This is a genomic window from Phyllobacterium chamaecytisi (assembly GCF_020164455.1).
Taxonomy (GTDB): domain Bacteria; phylum Pseudomonadota; class Alphaproteobacteria; order Rhizobiales; family Rhizobiaceae; genus Phyllobacterium; species Phyllobacterium chamaecytisi.
The window spans coordinates 17,103-36,408 of record NZ_JAIQWW010000032.1 but is presented as its reverse complement, the minus strand read 5'-3'; the positions used below and the strand labels follow the sequence as shown (position 1 = coordinate 36,408).

Annotated in this window: 20 protein-coding genes; 11 read left to right on the top strand and 9 right to left on the bottom strand. The window is 55.9% G+C overall.

Annotated features, from left to right (window positions below; all coding sequences use genetic code 11):
• Positions 1-1,323: 1,323 nt before the first annotated feature.
• From LB462_RS29350 to LB462_RS29315, 8 genes are all read left to right on the top strand, one after another.
• Positions 1,324-1,491, top strand: coding sequence for a hypothetical protein (locus LB462_RS29350; protein ID WP_162702142.1), 168 nt, complete (start codon positions 1,324-1,326; stop codon positions 1,489-1,491).
• A 552-nt stretch (positions 1,492-2,043) separates the two neighbouring features.
• Positions 2,044-2,844, top strand: a complete 801-nt coding sequence (locus LB462_RS29345) for an SDR family NAD(P)-dependent oxidoreductase (RefSeq protein WP_224515406.1) — start codon at positions 2,044-2,046, stop codon at positions 2,842-2,844.
• Complete coding sequence (locus LB462_RS29340; RefSeq protein ID WP_224515404.1) at positions 2,841-4,115, top strand: sensor histidine kinase; 1,275 nt, start codon at positions 2,841-2,843, stop codon at positions 4,113-4,115. The genes LB462_RS29345 and LB462_RS29340 overlap by 4 nt, the downstream gene beginning before the upstream one ends.
• A complete protein-coding gene (locus LB462_RS29335; RefSeq protein ID WP_224515402.1) occupies positions 4,103-4,432 on the top strand; it encodes an ATP-binding protein in 330 nt (109 codons plus the stop codon). Before LB462_RS29340 ends, LB462_RS29335 begins: the two co-directional genes overlap by 13 nt.
• Positions 4,429-4,800, top strand: coding sequence for a LuxR C-terminal-related transcriptional regulator (locus tag LB462_RS29330; protein WP_370637343.1), 372 nt, complete (start codon positions 4,429-4,431; stop codon positions 4,798-4,800). Before LB462_RS29335 ends, LB462_RS29330 begins: the two co-directional genes overlap by 4 nt.
• Positions 4,788-5,156 (top strand): response regulator transcription factor, encoded by a 369-nt coding sequence (locus LB462_RS29325; RefSeq protein WP_224515400.1) that lies wholly within the window; start codon positions 4,788-4,790, stop codon positions 5,154-5,156. Before LB462_RS29330 ends, LB462_RS29325 begins: the two co-directional genes overlap by 13 nt.
• Positions 5,157-5,347: 191 nt before the next feature.
• Positions 5,348-5,746: a hypothetical protein gene (locus LB462_RS29320; RefSeq protein WP_224515398.1), complete on the top strand. Its 399-nt coding sequence runs from the start codon at positions 5,348-5,350 to the stop codon at positions 5,744-5,746.
• A 356-nt stretch (positions 5,747-6,102) separates the two neighbouring features.
• Complete coding sequence (locus LB462_RS29315) at positions 6,103-6,321, top strand: hypothetical protein (RefSeq protein WP_224515396.1); 219 nt, start codon at positions 6,103-6,105, stop codon at positions 6,319-6,321.
• A 415-nt stretch (positions 6,322-6,736) separates the two neighbouring features.
• Here LB462_RS29315 and LB462_RS29310 read toward each other — a convergent pair whose 3' ends face one another.
• The 4 genes from LB462_RS29310 to LB462_RS31720 form a co-directional block, all read right to left on the bottom strand.
• Positions 6,737-6,964: a hypothetical protein gene (locus tag LB462_RS29310; protein WP_224515394.1), complete on the bottom strand. Its 228-nt coding sequence runs from the start codon at positions 6,962-6,964 to the stop codon at positions 6,737-6,739.
• A 162-nt stretch (positions 6,965-7,126) separates the two neighbouring features.
• On the bottom strand, positions 7,127-7,864 hold the full coding sequence (locus LB462_RS29305; RefSeq protein ID WP_224515392.1) for a class I SAM-dependent methyltransferase: 738 nt from the start codon (positions 7,862-7,864) through the stop codon (positions 7,127-7,129).
• 31 nt (positions 7,865-7,895) lie between these two features.
• Complete coding sequence (locus tag LB462_RS29300; protein ID WP_224515391.1) at positions 7,896-8,813, bottom strand: ketopantoate reductase family protein; 918 nt, start codon at positions 8,811-8,813, stop codon at positions 7,896-7,898.
• Between the two features lie 497 nt (positions 8,814-9,310).
• Positions 9,311-9,769, bottom strand: coding sequence for an FAD-binding oxidoreductase (locus LB462_RS31720; RefSeq protein WP_224515412.1), 459 nt, complete (start codon positions 9,767-9,769; stop codon positions 9,311-9,313).
• 646 nt (positions 9,770-10,415) lie between these two features.
• On the opposite strand from LB462_RS31720, the gene LB462_RS29285 reads away from it, so the two are divergent.
• Together LB462_RS29285 and LB462_RS29280 are read left to right on the top strand one after the other, a co-directional pair.
• The gene (locus LB462_RS29285) at positions 10,416-12,788 is read left to right on the top strand and encodes a hypothetical protein (protein WP_224515382.1); all 2,373 of its coding nucleotides are present in this window, start codon (positions 10,416-10,418) and stop codon (positions 12,786-12,788) included.
• A gap of 15 nt (positions 12,789-12,803) precedes the next feature.
• Entirely contained in the window at positions 12,804-15,044 is a 2,241-nt protein-coding gene (locus LB462_RS29280; protein ID WP_224515380.1) for a hypothetical protein, read from the top strand.
• A 50-nt stretch (positions 15,045-15,094) separates the two neighbouring features.
• Here LB462_RS29280 and LB462_RS29275 read toward each other — a convergent pair whose 3' ends face one another.
• The 3 genes from LB462_RS29275 to LB462_RS29265 are packed head-to-tail and all read right to left on the bottom strand — an operon-like array spanning position 15,095 to position 16,876.
• Entirely contained in the window at positions 15,095-15,349 is a 255-nt protein-coding gene (locus LB462_RS29275; RefSeq protein ID WP_224515379.1) for an alcohol dehydrogenase catalytic domain-containing protein, read from the bottom strand.
• Positions 15,342-16,427 carry a Gfo/Idh/MocA family protein gene (locus tag LB462_RS29270; RefSeq protein WP_224515377.1) on the bottom strand — a complete coding sequence of 362 codons (1,086 nt, stop codon included), beginning with the start codon at positions 16,425-16,427 and terminating at the stop codon, positions 15,342-15,344. Before LB462_RS29270 ends, LB462_RS29275 begins: the two co-directional genes overlap by 8 nt.
• The gene (locus LB462_RS29265; protein ID WP_224515375.1) at positions 16,424-16,876 is read right to left on the bottom strand and encodes a nuclear transport factor 2 family protein; all 453 of its coding nucleotides are present in this window, start codon (positions 16,874-16,876) and stop codon (positions 16,424-16,426) included. The genes LB462_RS29270 and LB462_RS29265 overlap by 4 nt, the downstream gene beginning before the upstream one ends.
• Positions 16,877-16,976: 100 nt before the next feature.
• Between LB462_RS29265 and LB462_RS29260 the strand changes: the two genes are divergently transcribed.
• Positions 16,977-17,510: a cupin domain-containing protein gene (locus LB462_RS29260; RefSeq protein ID WP_224515373.1), complete on the top strand. Its 534-nt coding sequence runs from the start codon at positions 16,977-16,979 to the stop codon at positions 17,508-17,510.
• Between the two features lie 188 nt (positions 17,511-17,698).
• Here LB462_RS29260 and LB462_RS29255 read toward each other — a convergent pair whose 3' ends face one another.
• On the bottom strand, positions 17,699-18,136 hold the full coding sequence (locus LB462_RS29255) for a DsrE family protein (protein ID WP_112532569.1): 438 nt from the start codon (positions 18,134-18,136) through the stop codon (positions 17,699-17,701).
• Between the two features lie 135 nt (positions 18,137-18,271).
• A complete protein-coding gene (locus tag LB462_RS29250; RefSeq protein WP_224515372.1) occupies positions 18,272-19,237 on the bottom strand; it encodes an MBL fold metallo-hydrolase in 966 nt (321 codons plus the stop codon).
• Positions 19,238-19,306: the final 69 nt, after the last annotated feature.

Sequence of the window (19,306 nt, the reverse complement as noted above, 5' to 3'; positions counted from 1 at the left end):
GGGCAAATCGAACTAGCCCTCAGCACCGGAATTTCGATGCCACGCCTCATGTCTGAGCGAGCTTACCTCCCTGCAGAGTCCCCCCGGCGATCGTTGCCCTCCCTCGCGGTCGCCTCCTTGGGCAGCAGTGCCGAAACCGGCCTGCTGCCCCTTTCTTGTTGGCTCGCCTTAATCCAATTGCTCTGCCGCTTGAAGTGCCGAAGTGATGACGTTCGGAGTGCGTCAATACTATGTCTGCCGGCGGACGGTTCGGCACCATGGAACGAACCCGCTCTGGGCGTGTTTAACCCGCAAGAATGGGGTGGCCAGTGGCATCACGAAAATCTGACTCATCGGCGACCGCCAATTGGTTAAAGCGCGGTATGAAGAGCCACGACTTTCAGGCGGCAATGAGGTCCGGCCACTTTCCCATCGCGACGAATGAAGCATTTCAGGTCCTGCTTGCTCGATTGGAACAGGGGGAGATCCAACGCTTCACATCCATAATCGCCGCCAACATCATACTGTCCGGAATTGAATGGTTTACATGATGCGTAAGCGGCAGGTGAGGTTGCCTTCAATCCATCACTGGCCAAGCAATTCGACATGTTAGCAGCTTGACCACTGGCTGCAAAACCAATCGCATCCCGCCCAGAATGAGAATTTGCGACAGAATACGTCGACTGGTCATTCCCGTCCTCGCCTACAACCAGCGGGCAATTCGTGCCTATGAGAAAAGCGACGGGAAACCGTTTTGATCAATAGAAAGCGGCACGATGATATCATGATGTTTTGTTGGACTATGAAATTCACTCCCCAATAAAACAGGCGAAGGATGAGGCTGCTACGAGAGTTCTGCCATACGGCGGCCCAGGCACCAGGCGGCACAAATAGGACGGCTGGGAATCTAATGCATGCGTCATCGGGAAATTGTTGCGGTTCCCGAGGGTTTCATTGCAAATTTTGCGTGAGTTAGAATGTACGTTACCGCCGGACAGACCTCATGCCGCAAGCGCCTCGAACCGTTGGAGAATGAACTCTGCTCCTTTCACAGCATGTGGATGAGCTCGATGCCGACGTCCAGTTTGCCAGCAGAAGCGACGGGACCTGGGGTGGGATTGGTGCAGGCGGAAACCACAACTGGGCCGACGAGAAGTATTCTATCCATGGCGAGGTTTCGGCCGATAAATATGGTACCACCTGAGCGACCCCGATAAGCTGTTTATGACAACCAACGTTTATTCGATGCAAACCAATGTATAATTCAAAACCCTAACGTCAGATCGTACTCTTTCATAGGCAATATTTTTGTTCTGCAAATTGTCGAAGATGATTGGACTGAGCATGATCAAAAAAATGAACCTTCCTCAAATCCGCATTGAGAAACTTGAACACGACCTCTACGAGGCTGTGGAAATAGCATACCTGCGCGGCGCAAGTGATTGGGTTTGCATTCATTATCCACAGTATTACGAGCGCCTGCGTAAGCAATACGATGGCTGTGCAGCTTGAGCAACAAGTAGGCCGTCAGGGCTAAGTGTCAGGTGCGCCGAATATTCTGAACACTAGGAAATACTTTGCCAGCGACCCCAAAGCTGGCTGTTGGATGGAAAGAACTCCGGCGTTGTCGGACGACCGTAATTCGGCGGGCTCGAGGATCGTGGTCGAAATCTCAGCGGGTAGTTTTTCTCAACTCGGGGAATTTTGATGAGGACTAGTGATGAGAACCTTGATGTTCGTCCTTCTCTCCACCGCCTCCGCAGCGGCCCATGACGCTCCGTCCGGGTGGTCTTATGGCTCTGAATGCTGTTCCTCGGTGGATTGTTTTGAGGAACAGGACCAAAACGTCGAGCTAGGTCCGGCGGCTTCCGGATCAAGAGCACGGGCGAACTCATTTCCCTATACCGACAAGCGCGTAAAAATGTCGAAGGATGCCAAGTACCATAGGTGCACTAGGCTCGGTGATCCGAAGATGCCGAAGTCAATCTGCATTTATGTACCAGACAGCGGCTCGTGACGAAGCACCGCTTGAACCATCCGCTCTTAACAAGGAAACGTCCACCCATGATGAATTCAGCGACAAGGAAAGTGGCAGCAATCACCGGAGCATCATCAGGAATAGGTTCGGTTTATGCGGACAGATTCGCGGCGCGAGGTTACGATCTCATATTGATCGCCCGCCGCGGGGAGCGTCTTGCAGCTTTATCCGGGCAACTGAGCGCCGTTTATGGTGTCGAAGTCGAAGTGATCAGCGCCGATTTGACAAAGGAGGCCGATCTCGTCCGTGTTGCAGGAAGTCTTGCCGATAGTGCGGCTTTGAGGGTTCTGGTCAACAATGCCGGCAATTCGAGGCTGGCTCCTCTGGCCGATACATCTGCGGCCGAGTCTGCTTCCATGATCGCGTTGAATATTGTCGCGTTGACGCGTCTTACGGAGGCTGTGCTCCCCTCGTTCCTGTCGCAAAAGGACGGCCTCATCATCAATATCGCGTCCGTCCTTTCCCTGCACGCTCTGCCCACCAGCGCGATATACAGCGGCACCAAGGGCTATGTCTTGAACCTCAGCCGGGGACTGCAACAGGAACTCGCGGGTACCGGAGTGCGCTTGCAGGTCGTGCTTCCTGGCACAACCGCGACCGAACTCTGGGATCTTTCGGGCGTTCCGTTGGCCTCGCTAAACAAGGCGAAAATCATGTCGGCCGAGGATATGGTCGATGCCGCCCTGGCAGGATTGGACAATCACGAAGACGTCACCTTGCCTTCGGTTGCCGACGCCAGCCTCTGGGATGCATATGACGCGGCCCGGTCCAAACTGTTCCTCGCGACCCAGACCGGGAAAACGGCACCGCGTTACGCGAAGTCATGACGACGACAATCTCGGGTTCATTGGAGCGTGTGGCGATGGCTAGCCACATGAACAGGGTGACGTTGGGGAAGCGCATGTCGAGATTTTCACCTCTCGCTGCAATTCTCATCGCTTCAGCGGTTTTCCTCCTGGACACTTTGACGACTTTGGATATTGCCATTGCCGTGCTCTACGTGGCCGTTGTGTTGTTGGCTCTCAATTTTGTTGGCCCGAATGGCATCGTGTTGGTCGGCGCGGCGTGCATGGGGCTTACCGCCCTGAGCTTTCTGATATCGCATTCGGACAATCTCATTGAACTGGAGGACTCATTAGCGCGTTGCCTGGTCAGCATCGCAGCTATCGCGATCACAACACTCCTCGGTTACCGCTTGAAAACTTCAATGAATGTCCTGGCCGAAAGTGAACTGCGTTACCGCACCATTTTTCTGGCGACGGGTGTTGGCATTCTCCAGATGGATTTCCGAGGTCTTAAAGAGGCCATTGAAAAGCTTAAGAGCGACGGCTTGCGGGATGTCGATCTAGCGCAGAGACATGATCCCGGATTTGTACACAAAATTCCGAAAACCATACGGCTGATCAACGCCAACGAAACAGCTCTGAAGATATTCAATGTCGCAGACATCCATGCGCTGGAGAGGATGCTGCCGACTATTATCACCGCGGATATGGACAAGTCATGGAAGTTCCTCGCAGCAATATGGGCCGGGAAGACCAGCTATGAAGCTGAAACAGTGATCAACGATGCAGAGGGCACACAACTCACCGTTCTCTATAACGTTGCATTTCCAGCTGATCGTCCGGCCCTCGACATGGTCCTGATCAGCATCATGGATGTAACCGCGAGGAGGGAAACCGAAAACCAGCTTCATTCCGCCCGAATGGAGCTGACGCATGTTTCCCGGGTCGCAACGCTTGGGGAACTGACAGTGTCGATCGCCCATGAACTCAATCAACCGTTGGCTGCCATGATCACCAATGGGGCAGCGGGCCTGCGTTGGCTGAAACGTGCCGAGCCGGATCTGGCGAAAGTTCAATCTTCGATGGAGAGCATGGTCGCCGATGCCAAACGCGCCAGCGAGATCATCAAGAACCTGCGTGCATTGTCGAAGAAATCGTCTCCGGACGCGGCACACGTCAACCTGAACGAGGTTCTGCAAGAGACGGTTGCACTGGTCCAAAGGGAAATTGACATCAATCGGGTGAACCTGCAATTCGCTTTGGCTGCCGACCTCCGCAGGTCTGCGGTGACCGGGTACAATTGCAGCAAGTAATCCTGAACCTGGTATTGAACGCTATTCAGGCGATGTCACAGGCATCGGCAAATATTCGGAAACTGCTGATAGAGTCGATTTCTGATGAACGCGCGGCCCTAGTGAAAATCCACGACAGCGGGCCAGGGCTTACACCTGAAACCCGGGAAAAACTGTTCAGCCCCTTCTACACGACCAAGCCTGAAGGCATGGGAATGGGCTTGTCAATTTGCCGCTCCATCGTGACTGCACATGGAGGGAGCATTACCGCGAACTCCCTGCAGGGTGCGGGAACGACATTCGAATTCACCATTCCTGCGAAAACGGAACCCGGATGATGGAAAAGCCAGCATCGCCACTGCGAACACGTCTTTCGGCCCTGGTGAAGCGGTACGAGAGCCTGACGACTCGGGAGCGTGAGATGGCAGAGCTCGTAACGACCTGCCTCATGAGTAAGCAGATCGCGGGCAAACTTGGCCGGAGCGAGATAACTGTGGAAATTAACCGTGGCCATATGATGGAGAAGATGGGGATGCGGACGTTTTGCCGAGCTGGTCAAGGTCTACGAGACGATTTTGCCCCGCCTGAAAACTTCTGTCCCGACGTAAACGTGAGTATTATTGAAGCTTTTGGGCCACGGGCGCATTTATCGGAAGTCTTGTTCAAGCGTTCAATACGTGAAGGCCTTGCCCCTTGTCCAACCTGAAATCGATAGCTGTCGTCGAGGACGACGCGTCATTGCGGGCTGCCCTGGAGAATCTGATCGGTGCTCACGGTCTCGATGTCCATGGTTTTGCAAACGCCGAAGCCTTCCTGGCGCAAAGAGACTCCGTCGAAATTGACTGCCTTATAACGGATGTGCAGATGAATGGGATGGGCGGGGTGGAGCTGTTTCTTACATTGCGCAGGAGCGGCGACACAATGCCGACCATATTCATTACGGCATTCGAGGATGAGAGGATACACCGGCAGGTCATGGCAGCCGGAGCTACTGCCTATTTCAAGAAACCTTTCGATTGTGAGGACGTGATTGAGTGCATTGAACAGTGCCTTGCTGCGTAAGTGATCGCCAGGGAAGAAGTTAGTTCCAGTCCCAACAACATCAGTTTGATTACCCTTAAAAGTCGGGCGCTAAGTGGCAGCAGGAGTTTGAACGCCACTTATTTGGCCCGCATGAAATCCGCCATTATTTTACGAACCGTTGAAAACATTTGATTGGAAATGCAGCCCTACGTCCGCAAGGAGCCTACACAATGATGCTGACTTTGCAGAAAGACAATCCTCCCATATCATCGCGAAGCATGGGAGATTTAGCTATGAATGAACAATGGCTTGTGGATTCCGAGCGCTATAAGCGAGCCTTAAGAGAATGGCAGTCGTCGTCCGGGAACGAGGCCTTCGCCACCTACTTAATGTTGGCAGGAGCGCTGCTGTTTGTTGGAGGTTCGCTATTCGATGTGGGTATAGAGGATGGGCAGAGCCCGGTTGTCGTTGCGACGATAGGCGCGATGGTTGGTATGGGGAGCTCCGTATGGCGCTATACACTGAAAGGAACCTCCCACCGAATTTGGACTGACATGGAGACCATTCGTAAGCGCTTCGCATCGCGTGGCTACTCTATCCAAGATAACGGGGATTTATCGCCCCTTTAGCGCAATATGTAGTGGAATTCACCACGCTCCCTTGGCCCGAGGAAACCCCGCTGTCATCGCATCCGGTGACGCACTATAAAAATAGCCAGACGGCCACGATAACGGCGATGGCCGCTAAAGGATACATAACGAAGTCGGTTGAAAGTATCACGACATCTTACGGGACCTGGAGTTCAGGGAACGTTTGCGCCCAAGTTTCGGGGGCGAGTCAAGGTAAAGCGAATAGATGAAGTAATCCCGATGGTTGCGGTCTACGCCAAGGAACCGCTTGTTTGTCATTTCGCGCGAGAATAGATTCTATTTCCACGATCCTATGTCTAATGGCATCGACCGCCTCTTGATTGCCAGTCGCATTTATGGCGAAGGATGCGCTGCGGCAAGGCGTCATGGCGCTTGGCCCCAACGCCGATGTCCAGCCGCTGGTGGAGGCAGCGTTTCGCGCGGGTTGGGGACTGACAGAAATCCATCGCATAATCGCCCTGCTGTGCGGTCATTCCCAAAACGGTCGTCCCGACGAGCCGTGTTGGGACAACTGGAATGCAAAAGTCCCGCGGGTTTGGGGCGCTCAAACGTGAAGACAGTGGTCGTACCGTCTGCTGGCCCTAGATTGCAGACGAGCAGTCGCGACCCTTATAGCACGCGCAGCTCAGGACGCATTTGATAGGACGAAATACGTTGCAGCAGGTGATTATCAATCGGATCGTCAACGGCATGGGGGCCATGGAACCCGTAGCCGACTGGCCACGCAAGCTATTCGGGAGCGGAGCCTCTTTATTGCTGCGGTTGAGCTAGTCGCCACTCCAAGACACGCCTCTCGCCCGCCAGACGCTCTTCAGCTTCGTGTGAATTTCATCCACGCTGCGGTGGTGGAAGTCGCGTTGGAGTGCAATTGCCAACGCTAGTACGTCCGCCACCTTCGGGCGACCTTGCTCTGCGATCTGAGCTTGCGCACTGATCTCCGTCATTAGCTCTCGATCATCGACGGTCATGCTAGTCAAGGCCCTTCGACGCTTCGCTCGGCAGCAGTCCGTCAAAGACTTCTAAGAGCGCGTGTGTAATTTCCTTGCCTAGCGCATTGCCAGCCTCCCTGATCGCGTCCTCTCCACTCTCACGAGCCGCTAAGGCAAGCGCTGTCCCCTGATCAGATACGATTGCGTGCGCCCGTTCGATTGCCCAAAGCGCGAACTCATTGCGATTGTCGATTGCGACGGTTTCCATGGCGGTGCCCCTCCTGTTAGCCTACGTGGTGTAGCCCTACCTCGGCCACCGCCTTTTGCAAACCCGCAACTGGGAGCGGAAACTACCTCCGCCGTTCCAGCCGGTCCTGGTCGCGCACCCGTTATAGCTTGTGCCAACCTCACGATGGATGCGAACGCGATGTTAGCTCCAATATTGGAAGACTCTCCCGAAACGATTGGGCATCAGGAATATTTGTTCGGCATGAGAGAATCCGGCTTGATGGCCCATGGCCTTCCAAGTTTCGGCCAATTCCGGGAAGTCGGCCAAGCTCATATGGGCTTCCATCGTCGCGAATTCTTCGTCGGTGATTGCGGCCCATACGGTCCGATATGCCGAAAACCGATCAAGCCATTCGGGGCGGTTCTCCCCCTCAAGAAGAGTGGGTTCCCAAATCAAAAACTGGCCGCTAGGGCTTAGCGCATCGTGCACATTTTTCATCAGTCGGACCTTTCCTTCCGGCGGCAGATGATGAAGCGACATTCCAATCCACACGATGTCTACGACATCGGACCAGTCGGCCATAGCTTCTACGAAGTCGCAACACCGCAGGTCGACGGGACACAGCAGGGCCTCCAGCGAATCTCTTGCGAGCTCCAAGGACTGCGGAGAGAGGTCGATCCCGTAATAGTGGTCGATGGCGCTCCCCTTTAGCACGGCCGCCGAAGCGACCGCATCCCCGCAAGCGATATCGAGAAACTTGAACGGCTTCAGCATCTTTTGGGAGAGCAGGTCATGAAGCAAGCCATAGACCTCGCGGTGAAACATGAGGTTTTCGCCGACAATCTTCCGGTAAGTCGCCAGATGCTTATTGAACATGGCTTGAGCATCGTCGGTGCTATTCGAAGAAGCGCTTTCAACCAAATCGTGATCGGTTTTCATTTGTTCCCCCCAAAATCGGTTCGCCTCGCACCTAAGACTCAATACCCTTGGCGTGTAAATGCAATGCGCGATAAACCACCGTATGCGCTGGCGTCGGTACGCCAAGCTCGTTTCCAAGCGCGTGCATTCGTCCTGAAAGCCATGCAAGCTCCAGCGGCTTGCCTTGCAAAAGATCGTTGGCCATCGATGAGCGCGTAGCGGGTGGTAGATTTTGCCAGAGCGATAGAGCGTGCGCTTCGTACCCGTCCTGCATCGGATGGCCGGCTGCCGATGCCACCGCCATGCCTTCATCTCGCAATTGGTCGAGGAGTATCCGGGATTCAGGGTCGGTCAGGATCGATCCAATTCCAGAATGTAATAAGCTCGTCGCACCTGAAAAAGTGCAGAGTGTGACGAACTTGGTCCAAAGCACCTGATCGATATCGTCAAACGTTTGCAGTCCAATGCTCCCGGCTTGAGTGCAAGCAGTTTGCAGCGCGCCGATGATCGGGTCATTTCGTCCGCCTATATGGAACTGCGTCACGCCACCTACATGTACGATCAAACCGGGCTGTTTGAGATATCCCGAAATGTAGGCGGCACCGCCGACAACCTGCGAAGGCCGCACAAATCGAGCAAGGTTCTCGACGCTGTCGATGCCATTCTGCAGGGTCACCACCCTCGTTCCCTGTCCGACCATCGGCACAATGGCTGCGGCCGCTTTCTCGCTGTCGTAGAGCTTGACGGCGAAGATCACGACGTCGACAGGACCGATATCACCGGGCGTCTCAGTAGCAGTGACCTGGCTCAGGTTGATGTTGCCGAGCGGGCTTTCCAGCTGCAATCCATGACTTCGCATTGCTTCGAGGTGGGGACCACGCGCAATAAAGGTGACCTCCTGGCCGGCCCGGGCGAGCCGTGCGCCAAGATAACCGCCGATAGCGCCGGAACCCATAATCGCGATCCGCATGGTCGTCCCCCACGACAATTTCGTAGCTGTAAGATCAATATAACAGTTTTGCCGCCTTAAAGCACGATCGCATGGCCTTCAGTGCCTGAGTGCAAGAACCGCAATACATCAATCAATTGCGGGCTAGCGGTATCAGAATATGACCAATTCGATCTTGTAATAGGTCCGTGCTGGCTGAGAGAACGCCTACCCGTCAAGGTCCTTTGGCGCAACCGCGACCTCCAGCGTGGTCGTCGGCAGTGTCTGCTCTTAGGCGGTGGGAAAACTGCCCCCAACGGCCGAATGAGGGCGCAATCAAGCCATCCAGCCCTGTCGCTAGCGACGTCTGCTTTCGGGCCGCGTCCAAAGGCTGTCCGAGTCCACCACCGAGACGTTACTGGAGCCCTCTGTGGCGTAATCGCCGACTCGCAGCAACAAGTTTGTCACAAACCCATTCACGGGGCTCCGTACCTTCGTGCGCTTGAGGTTGATCTGCGCCAATGAAAGCTGCTGTGTCGCTACTTCGAATGCCTCCTTTGCCTCGGCAGCGCTGCCGGCATAGCGATGACACCGCCAATGGTACAAGCGCCGTTGCTAGTTGGATCCGGGCCAAGTTTTCGGCCGCACCGGGCTAGTCGAGCATTTGCATGTGCAAGAATAGTGCCCGGTTTCGTTCGGAGTTGTCGCCCTTCTTCTTCCACTGAGCAACCTTGCCAATGGCCACGTACGCCAATGAGGACATCGTCCGACTGGGATTGGCCATTCAGGCTTGTACCTGCCGCGCGAAACGTTGCTTTGCGGCCATTGTTTCTGCAATAAACCAACAGATTTGCAACACCTTCGAGAGTTCTAGGTCTGACAACTACCTGTGGTATGTAGCGATACGGACTTGCGTCAGAAGCATAGCGGACGAGATCGGCCACTCGGTGCAGCACTTGATCGCTCCCGATAAGTTCGCTGAGATCGTCTCGTAACATCCGGGGAGTTCCATCTGCCATACCTTGGGGGACAGCATCCTGCATCGCAGGACCCGCAGGCCTACCGATCCTGGTCGCATCGGGTTCAAATAGCTTTTTCATCGAATATCCTTCTCCAACTTGTGCGTGTCCTGCATGGAAGGATGCCGCCGCTTGGGGGATGGCGCGAGTTTAGCGTTGCAAATAGGTGCAAAGACTATGCAGACTTAACGGATCTATTGGTGGGAGGGCAGCCCAGCCTCATTCAAGACGATCCAGATTTTGCAATTAAAATTGATGACTCCGATTAGCTCATGAGATAGGCGAAAGTTCCAATTGCATGATCTTCAGTAAAATTTTGTAAGATGCGCTAGAGCGGCCTTTTTTTGACCCTACGCTTCGCAGAATTGCGCCGCTTTGCTTCAAAACGGCCGAGATCGTTCGGGGATGTAACTGTAACGTACTTCTTCGGCATTGGAGCGTGTTTTATTCCTCGTAGTACCGGAACAGCAGTAGACTTCTGCTCAGCGAAGGTATGCAAATTCTTGAAATGCATTCCGCGTCCTAGTTGCGGCAGGTGAGATGCAGTTCAAATCCGGCATTTGCCGGTGCCAGTTAACAGAGCAGGCTTAGATGCAGAACGCTCGTTAAAAAAAGGATGGGAAATATGGCCAGCAGCGCCGACAACAGTTTATTTCGCTTCACGCATCTGCGTGCCGCAAAATCTCGGTTTCGCAGCCCTGCAACCGGCAAGTCACCAAAAACATCAGCGTCTACCGTCCATGTGCCCGCGCCGCGATCCGGGAGAGTAAAACCATCCGCGATTATCAGCCAGCCGGTGTTCGACCCCGTGCGAGCGTCCAGAGATCTGGTGAGCGCTCAGCGCGAGGTTGAGAGGCTCGATCCGATCCGCGATCTTAACTTGTCAGTTGCGCGTGGCCTGTTCACGTTGCAGGCCAGCGCCATCAAGCGTTTGTCTTCAAGGACAAAGTCAACGTTGGAAAAACTCGGTGTATCGTTGGCAGACATCCGTATCGGCGATCTTGTCGCTGCGATCGATGGCGCGCTAACGCCGCCTCAACCAGAGGATACGCCCGGTGACCCGCCGGCACCAAGTCCCCGTCCTGCCCAATTGAACGCGGTCGGCGTCGCCGATCTGCTGGTGGTAAAACAGCAAATCAAGCGCTATGAAGCCGGTGAAATTGCACACATCGAAAACATTCTCGACGGCGAATCCAAGCTTCGTACTCATCGCCAGCTCAACCGAACCGAAGAAGTAATCAGCACGCTTAAGGAGCAGGAGCACGAAAAGGAGACGGAGCTGCAGACCACCGAGCGCTTCGAACTCAATCGTGAAACCACGCGGACACAGCAAGCCGATCAGAAGGTCGGATTCGGATTGTCGCTCTCCGGAAAGTACGGTCCCACGGTCGAGTTCGAAAGCAAACTCGATGTGAGCAATCAGACCAGCGAAGAAAATGGCCTTAAGAACTCCGTCACCTATGCAAAGGACGTCGTCGAGCGCTCCAAGGAGCGCATTGTCGAGCGTGTCCGCGAAGAACGGCGACTTACAATTTTGCGCGAGGTCGAAGAAGTCAACGAGCATAGGCTCACGAATGAGAGCGGCGAGCACAGCGCCGGCATCTATCAGTTCGTCGACAAGATTTATGAGTCGCAGGTATTCAACTATGGCCTGCGGCAGATGTTCGACTTCATGATTCCAGAGCCGGCGTCTTACATGTGGCATCTTGAAAAAATGCCACAACCGGACCCGGAACTACCGATCCCGCCAATCAGACTGGAGGTCGAAGCACCGGACGCAACACACATTCATGAGGGCAACTATCTACGTCTTGGTGCCCGTTACGGTACAAAAGGACTAAAGGCCCCGCCGCCGATTTTTCTCGTGAGGAGTGCGAGCGTCACACAAGGCATGGGCAATGACTCAGAGGAGGATCAGCCTCGGAGCCGCAACCAAATCGAAATCCAGATTCCAAAGGGTTACCGACCTGTCTGGGCCTTGACGACGGTGATGGGCGTGACGGACGAGGATCCTCACTTCGCGTTCAGTGTCGGGAACGAGTATGATTACTGGCGTCCGACGGCACAAGGCGAGCGGATCGATGTTCAAGAGGGCGATCTTCGCTTCTACCGGCCAAATGCCAATCGCGTAACTGTCTTCCCGAGTGACGGCGGGCTCTATGCCGACGACGACAAGCTCTCCATCCATATTTTTGCACACGAAACCGCCAACTATAGTGTGCACACCAAGGTCACCTTCCAGCGTCAGGCCGAGGGGCTGCGCGAATGGGCCACATCGACCTACGACACGATCGCAGAGGCGTATTCGAATGTCTTGCTTAGGTATCAGCAAGAAGTCGAGACGCTGAAACAGAAGAAAGAAGCTGAAAAAGGACTCGCCTTTGAGTTTGGGAATCCCCCGTCCGTCAATGAACGCATCATCCGGACAGAGTTGAAAAAGCACTGCCTCGCGTTTATTCGCAATGAACACGCCGGCCTATTGAACACCGCACACACCGGCGGCGGCTCGCTCTACCCGCCGCATTTTGACATCGAGGATGCCAAAGCTGACGGGGCGATCATCCGCTTCTTCGAGCACGCCTTCGAGTGGGATCAAATCCAATACGTGTTCTACCCTTATTTCTGGGCACGACCCGGTGGATGGGCCGACCGATTCCGTGCACGGAACATGGACGCAGAACTCGAGGATTTCCTGAAAGCAGGCTATGCGCGCGTCGTCGTACCGGTGCGGGTCGGGTTCGAAGCGGCAGTCTCGTATTTCATGCAGGAGGGACGCGTCTGGAACGATGAGGGCGAGCCGCCGATCGATCATCCTCTCTACAAGCCTATCGTCGATGAAATCAAGGAGCTCACCGGAGGCGATCGCGGCGAAGTGCCGGTCGGGGATCCTTGGGAAACGCATCTGCCGACAACGGCCGTCCTGGTGCGCAAGGGCCACACGCTGCCTGAATGGGAGCGGATGTCGCCGAACGAGTGGAAATGGAAGCCCAAGGCCTAGAATTCGAGCGCGACTATGGCGAATGGCTCGAGCGCTAGCATTTTCTACAGGGAAGTGGTCGACGCGATCGCGAGAAATCCTCCGAACGCCGGCGATCTGGACGTCCTTAAAAAGCTGTGCGAAGCCGTCGAGGCTGGCGACAAGCCTGCTGTCGCGTGGCTCACGCGTCAACTCGTTAAGTTGTCCGGTGCGGAGGATCCTCTACACGCGATCTCGTACGAGCTTTTTCACGCGTTGATGGCCCGCATCCTCCTGAGGGGATGGTTTGAGGAGTTCGATCTTCTGATCAATTGGCCCCAAACCCGGTTTGGCAGCAGAAACAAGCGGGTTGCTAACAACTGGGACGGTATCATCACGATTGTGAAGGACCAGCCCCAATCATTGGAGCTTCTAACTGGATCGAATCAGGAGCCGGAATGGCAGCGAGCTTTGAACGGGCTCGACGGTGCGATGCGGCATTTCGCGAAGGTTGACTTGCCCGCGGCCGCGAAGATGGGCGCGCGGCCAGAAGGCCCCTCCTTTGACGAGAGAGTGCTCCCCGAGCAACTGCTTGAGACGATCGAGCAATTCTATCGCGTTATGCAGATGCTTTTTCAGCAGCTCCTTGAACTCGCACTGGCGAAATTGGAGAGAGATAACAATGACGTGGCTGGCCTGCGCAAGCTGCAAGATCTGCAGCTGCCGCTGTGGAAGCTGCTGACTACAAAGGATATTCCGAAGGACTTCAAAGCCGGGAAAGCACTTGACGAACTGAAGATGCAGAATGACCGCCGTACAATAATTCTGAACAAGAAAATCCGCGTCACGGAATTCCGCTATGGACGTGGTCGGGCCAAACTACATCGCTTTCTGGACGCTTTTCCACCGTTCAACGCGCGGAGCGTCATCTTCAACTCACTGGATCGTGACGATACGGACCAGCCGGACGTGAGAGGCGAAAGGATCGGGAGCATCCAGGTTTCGCGGGATCGCCAGCTTGCATACTTCCTGGTAGCGTATGGCCACACGTGGGACGCGAAGGAGCGTCCATCGCCAGCGAATTTGTTCCGCCGCTCCTTGATAAAGGCGCGCCATGGCGGGCGCCTCAGGCTCGTCGAGAACGACGAGTTGATCGCCTTCCTGTACAGCTTCTTCGCAGAGACATTGGCAGAGTTCACTCGCCAGGCCACGACCGCGGCAGACAAGAGCAAGGCAGGCGTCAATGCCTGGCGCGAGACCGTCGAGACCGCCAGCGTGTATTTCGGGCAAATGACGACGCACTCCAGGCTCAATCTGACAGAAGGCCCGCCAAACTATCTGACCCATATGTTCCCGCGTAACCTCATCGGCCGACTGCTGCACGACTGCGGAGTTCACGCTGTAAGATCCGCTTACGTGTTGTTGTCGCTCCTGAATCGGATCAACGGGTCTCACGCGGAGCTTGCCGGCGGGATAAATGCGCGTTGGGTGCATCTGCCGCTTCACGTCGGCATGCTCATTCAAACCGGTAACTTCGGCGTGGTCGTCCAACATAACGACTATAGCTCGGTGACCGACAACGACGGGCTGAAAACAACAATGACTGCATGGGAGCAGCCGCCTCACGAGGCCGACCCCCCGGATGCCAGCGATGCCATGCTCAAATTTCAGGAAGATCTTACGGCCAATGGCTTCAGCAGCGATCTGGACATGCCGATCAGCTCGGTTGCGATTCTTGCTGTCGGCGAGCCTGTCACGACGCACACGATCTGGAACTCGTATGAAAAGAAGGTCGTGCCGTCACAACTGTTCACCCGTCTCGTTGGCGCGAGCAACGCGCCACAATATCAGTTTGACGTTCGCTATTTGCGGCTCTCTGAGCTGGAGCGCGAATGGTACAACGAGCATGTTCTCCGGTTCTGGAACAACGAGTGTCTCGCCATTTGGGAGAACTGGGCCCGCGTACTAACCAGCACCAAGATCAGCGATGCGGAGTACGAGAAGCAGAAGCAGGCGTACATGAAGGCGTTGAATACAGCATTGGATAGGGTTGAAGACAGCTACGAAAAACAGATTCTACCCAAGAAGGAAGAACTGAGCAAAGCTCTGCGCGACGACAACAAGCTTCTGCTGCCTGGAGTACGCATCGTCACCGCCGCGCGCCTGGCAACCGTTCTGCCGGCGGTCGAGAAAGTCGTGGATCACTTGAACGAAATATCGCAACCGAATTTCAGGCTCAAGCCAAACTTCGTACCGCCTTTCGCCAGAAGGGAGGAGGTCCTGCTAGAAGTGCCGTAGGCGGATACGAAGCTCAGTCTTAGAGCGCTTGGACTAGGCGGGCATTGGGCTTAATTGCCGCCAATATCCTCGATCACGCCCACGCCATCGATGCCGAGGATCGTGGGCGATCCTGTCGGGGCATATGGGTCATGGCGCTGTCCGCTCTTCCTGTTCTGCCAATCCGCCGGGTTTACCCCGGCGGCGATGACCCTGACGAGGACATCGGAAGGTCGCTCGATCTTCGGTCTGGCTATTTCTCGGACCTGCAAGACCTCAGGCCCGCCGGCGGCGAACATCGCCAGTGCTCGCATGGTCTCAGACATCGCGCGCCACTCCGCCGCTCTGCTCGATCGCGTCGATCAGGCGGTGTAGTTTGACCGCGTCTTGGAACGTTGGACCGTGCCGCGTGCCCGATGTCATGTCTGAAGCGAAGAGTTCGTAGAGCCTCCTCACGTTGCCCGTGAGGACGTTGTCTTCAGGACGGAAGTCGTCAGGCACGACGATCGGGTGAAGCGTCTCGTCCGCTTGCGCCCCCATGAGCTTGAACCCGCCCAGGCCCACGTAGCCAACGGGACTTGTGAGCAACAAGTCGCCTCTGCTGCCGTTGATCTCCACATGGAAATTGGTCGCACGCGACAGCCCGCCGCGGAAATGGCTTGTCACCACGCCGCCGGAGGTTAACTTGCCAGTGAAGGCGATCTGATCCGCGACGTCCAGCGGGACGACTTCCTTGCTCTCAATCATCCTTATAGTCGGGCGGCGACTGACCAACGTCCCCGACACGCTGAGGAAGTCCTCGTCGAGCGCGAACAGCAAGGCATCGATAGTGTGGGCGAACGGCACATGGAGCATGCTCGCGCCTTTGGACCAGTCCAGCGTGTATCGGAATGCCTCCTCCATCTCTTCCCCCCACGTGATTCCCGAGCTGATGACCGACGCCGAAAGCACCTCGCCGAGAAAACCCTGCTTGATCAGCTTGCGCATGTGCCGGAGTGTCGGGTTCGCGCGGGTTTGAAGGCCGATCATCGCCGAGATGCCTTTTTGCCCGGCGAGCGCATTCATTGTCTGAGCGTCCCGGAGATTTATGCCGAGCGGCCATTCGGAGAACACGTACTTCCCAGCCTCAAGCGCTGCGGTCACGAGTTGAAGGTGTTCCGGAACCCTGACGGTGACCACAACGAGGTCCACGTCAGGATGATGTACAAGCTCTTCCGTCGACGAGACCGCGTGGTCGAAGCCAAACTTCTCGGCAGATGCTCTGGCGGTTTCAATCCGGCTATGGCTCAGCGCAGACAGGCGGTACTGCGGTAGCTCCCGCAGTGCGGGCACATGAGCGGTCGACGCCCATCCCCGGTCCGGGTGAACACCGATAATGCCGACTCTGATCGGTGGGTGGGTCATTGGACCAGCTCCTTCGGCATGATTTCAAGAATGGTTCGACGGAGCTCAAGTTTGGCGATCCGCCATTGCCCGTTCTCCAACACCCAGGTTTCGTAGTAGTGCCCGTAACCGTGTATACTAGAAGGACGTGTGTCGTCGGCGGGAGGGAAAACGAGATAGTCTTCCATCGACCAGATCGCGGCCACCCTGTTATCGGACACTCTCTCCATTTCAGCATTGTGGACTTGATGGATTGTCCGCGCACCTTCAAGGTAACGGGCGCTCGTCGTCACGAACTCGTCGACCGACGTGAAGGCGTGCATCGTCTGCCCTTCCGTATCCATGAAGCGGATGTCCGGTGCCTCGGAGAACAGCTCCCGGAATTCGTCCCAGCGTTTGGTATCGACGTATCGGCAGTACCTGGCTTTCCTCATGCCGATCTCGTCGAATGACTGTGTATTGTCCTGCATTTAAATTCTCCTTTCGGATGCCTACATAGGATGTTCATTCAGGACAGTTGAGATCGATCAGTCCTGGAATCTTGTCGAATCGTCCAATGGTCACGAACTCATGGATAAGCTTTCCAATATCTTCGCCGCTCCACGCATCAAAGAGGCAAAGTTCACACGTCTGGAGGCAAGCGCGCCCTGGGGGATCGTTTCCCCGGGCGAGCGCGTCGTGAAATTCGTTCACGTCGTAGGCGGTTCGGCCGTGCTAACCACGCCCGACAGTTTCGAACCGACTCGGCTCCTCAGCGGCGATGTATTCCTCTTGCTCGATGATGCCGCGTACAAAATCTTCGATGACGAGCGCTCCTTGCTTATCGACTGTGTCGATGTCGAGCGCGGCCGGGTGGGCGACAGGATCGAGTTTGGCGGCGGCGGAGCCACGACGACGTTCATCAGCGGGTCATTCGAGATCGAGCGATTTGAGCGCGATTCCGTTCTCGACGTCCTTCCCCAATTTCTGCACCTCAAGGAAAGCGAGGGCCGAACCGCAGCCTTCGCTTCGGTAAATGCTAGCCGTCGAAACAGCCGCTCCAGGTCTGGGAGCCGACGCCGCGGTCGCCAGATTGTTCGAACTCCTGTTCATCCACGGCTCTGATGCCGCGTTCAACAAGGTGTTCAAGCGCGTCACGGGTCACACTCCGGCCATGTTCAGAAAGGCGGATGGCGTTGGTCCGCATCTGGGGACTCCACGCCTTTGAGAACCTCAGAAGCGGTGGAATGGAATCCGAATGACAATTGAAGCATGACGGCCTCCTTGGCCTTATAGTCGTGACCGGATCGAGGTCACTCCGTGATCTTGACGAAGCCGTGCTGCACGAGCTGTATCGTACGAGCCATGGCATCCAGATTGATCTTGATGCGGGGCAGAAGATCCGCATTCCCCCAGCCGTTTACCTTCGCTGTCGCCCCGCAGAGTTCGACCTTGACGCCTATATCGATGAGGTCGGCGACAAGCTTCTTGTAGGGATTGCCGGTGGCAATGTTACGCGACGCGTTATAGGCTGCGTCGTCCAAGGTGACGTGACCTGCATTGGTGTGAAAGACCACGATCACATCGGATTTCGCTTTCCAGTTGGCGATGTCCGTGGTGATCAGCTGAAGATGGAACAGGGCGGCGGGAAGGTCTCCTTCGAACTGAAGCGAACCGATGCTGTGCACCGACTTGACCTGTTGCAGTTCGACCGGAATATCGATGAACAGAGCACTCTTGGATTCGGACATCGTCGTCTCCTATCTGGATTTGATTATGGTCGGCGGATCGGTGCCGGGACGCCCCGTCGGGCGTCCCGATGGCGCGTGGGAGTCGGGGGGAGGTGCGCGCCAGTAAGAGATGAGCCGGTGATCGGCCTGTGGGCGCTAGACACCCTCGTAAACAAGCCGCGTGAAGAAGCCCGGATCGATGACGAAATTGCCCCATTTGGCGTCAAACGCAGCCGTCGGCTTGGCCGCAACGGCCTCGTCCCTCGACCGTCCCGCGCGTTTGAGCGCTGCGACGTTCTCCCGGATTGCCACCAGCATGTCGCGGAAATCTTGCAACTCGGTACGGTTGCTCACCGGATTTCCATGACCCGGAATGATTATGGTCTTGTCTGTCGAGGCGGACAGGTTCGCCTCGGACGCCGCGATCATCCCGTCGATGCTACCGCCAGTCGAATGGTCGATGAAGGGATATATGCCGTTCCAATAGGTGTCGCCGACATGCAGTACATCGGCTTCGCCGAACATCACCGAAATGTCGCCGTCGGTATGCGCCGGACCATAATATTTCAGGGTGACTGACTCCCCGTTGAGCTTGAGCGAATGCTCCTTGGAGAAGACGTGCTTGGGGACGGCTCGTGGCTCCAGCGGGAGGAAATTGTAGTCCCAGTCTTCGACCCGCTGGACCTGCGAAAGGTATTTACGCGTGTTCTCGTGCGCAATGATCTTGGCTCCGCCGGAGCCGATCCAGGCGTTCCCGTCTGCATGGTCGAAATGCCAGTGGGTATTGACTAAGTGGGTTACAGGGTCAGGCGAGATTTCGGCGAGCGCCTTCGCCATCTGCTTGCGGGAGACACTGATGCCAGCGTCTACCATGACGAGACCGTCCTTCCCGCCAAGTACCGCGACGTTGCCGCCAGAGCCTTCCAGGATGGTGATACCGTCCCTCAATTTGTGGGTGGTGATGACGGACTTTGCGGCGCTGTCTTTTATGAGGCTCACCAGACCCCGCGCCTCGGCGTAGGCTTCGCGGGGGCTCAACCATCCCCCCGTGGCGGCAAAGCCCGCCGCGCCGATGCAGCAAAGGCAAAATCCTCGCCGCGAAAGCATGTGTTCGGACTTCATGACATACCTTTCCGCAGCCGGTATCAGGAGAGCCGGCGGCTTTCGAGCTGGAGTTGGTGAGGTCGAGGG

Coding starts and splice junctions, on each gene's coding strand:
- LB462_RS29350 (WP_162702142.1), top strand. CDS start 1,324: ATGATCAAAAAAATGAACCTTCCTCAAATCCGCATTGAGAAACTTGAA.
- LB462_RS29345 (WP_224515406.1), top strand. CDS start 2,044: ATGATGAATTCAGCGACAAGGAAAGTGGCAGCAATCACCGGAGCATCA.
- LB462_RS29340 (WP_224515404.1), top strand. CDS start 2,841: ATGACGACGACAATCTCGGGTTCATTGGAGCGTGTGGCGATGGCTAGC.
- LB462_RS29330 (WP_370637343.1), top strand. CDS start 4,429: ATGATGGAAAAGCCAGCATCGCCACTGCGAACACGTCTTTCGGCCCTG.
- LB462_RS29320 (WP_224515398.1), top strand. CDS start 5,348: ATGATGCTGACTTTGCAGAAAGACAATCCTCCCATATCATCGCGAAGC.
- LB462_RS29315 (WP_224515396.1), top strand. CDS start 6,103: ATGGCGAAGGATGCGCTGCGGCAAGGCGTCATGGCGCTTGGCCCCAAC.
- LB462_RS29310 (WP_224515394.1), bottom strand. CDS start 6,964: ATGGAAACCGTCGCAATCGACAATCGCAATGAGTTCGCGCTTTGGGCA.
- LB462_RS29305 (WP_224515392.1), bottom strand. CDS start 7,864: ATGAAAACCGATCACGATTTGGTTGAAAGCGCTTCTTCGAATAGCACC.
- LB462_RS29300 (WP_224515391.1), bottom strand. CDS start 8,813: ATGCGGATCGCGATTATGGGTTCCGGCGCTATCGGCGGTTATCTTGGC.
- LB462_RS31720 (WP_224515412.1), bottom strand. CDS start 9,769: ATGTTACGAGACGATCTCAGCGAACTTATCGGGAGCGATCAAGTGCTG.
- LB462_RS29285 (WP_224515382.1), top strand. CDS start 10,416: ATGGCCAGCAGCGCCGACAACAGTTTATTTCGCTTCACGCATCTGCGT.
- LB462_RS29280 (WP_224515380.1), top strand. CDS start 12,804: ATGGCGAATGGCTCGAGCGCTAGCATTTTCTACAGGGAAGTGGTCGAC.
- LB462_RS29275 (WP_224515379.1), bottom strand. CDS start 15,349: ATGTCTGAGACCATGCGAGCACTGGCGATGTTCGCCGCCGGCGGGCCT.
- LB462_RS29270 (WP_224515377.1), bottom strand. CDS start 16,427: ATGACCCACCCACCGATCAGAGTCGGCATTATCGGTGTTCACCCGGAC.
- LB462_RS29265 (WP_224515375.1), bottom strand. CDS start 16,876: ATGCAGGACAATACACAGTCATTCGACGAGATCGGCATGAGGAAAGCC.
- LB462_RS29260 (WP_224515373.1), top strand. CDS start 16,977: ATGGATAAGCTTTCCAATATCTTCGCCGCTCCACGCATCAAAGAGGCA.
- LB462_RS29255 (WP_112532569.1), bottom strand. CDS start 18,136: ATGTCCGAATCCAAGAGTGCTCTGTTCATCGATATTCCGGTCGAACTG.
- LB462_RS29250 (WP_224515372.1), bottom strand. CDS start 19,237: ATGAAGTCCGAACACATGCTTTCGCGGCGAGGATTTTGCCTTTGCTGC.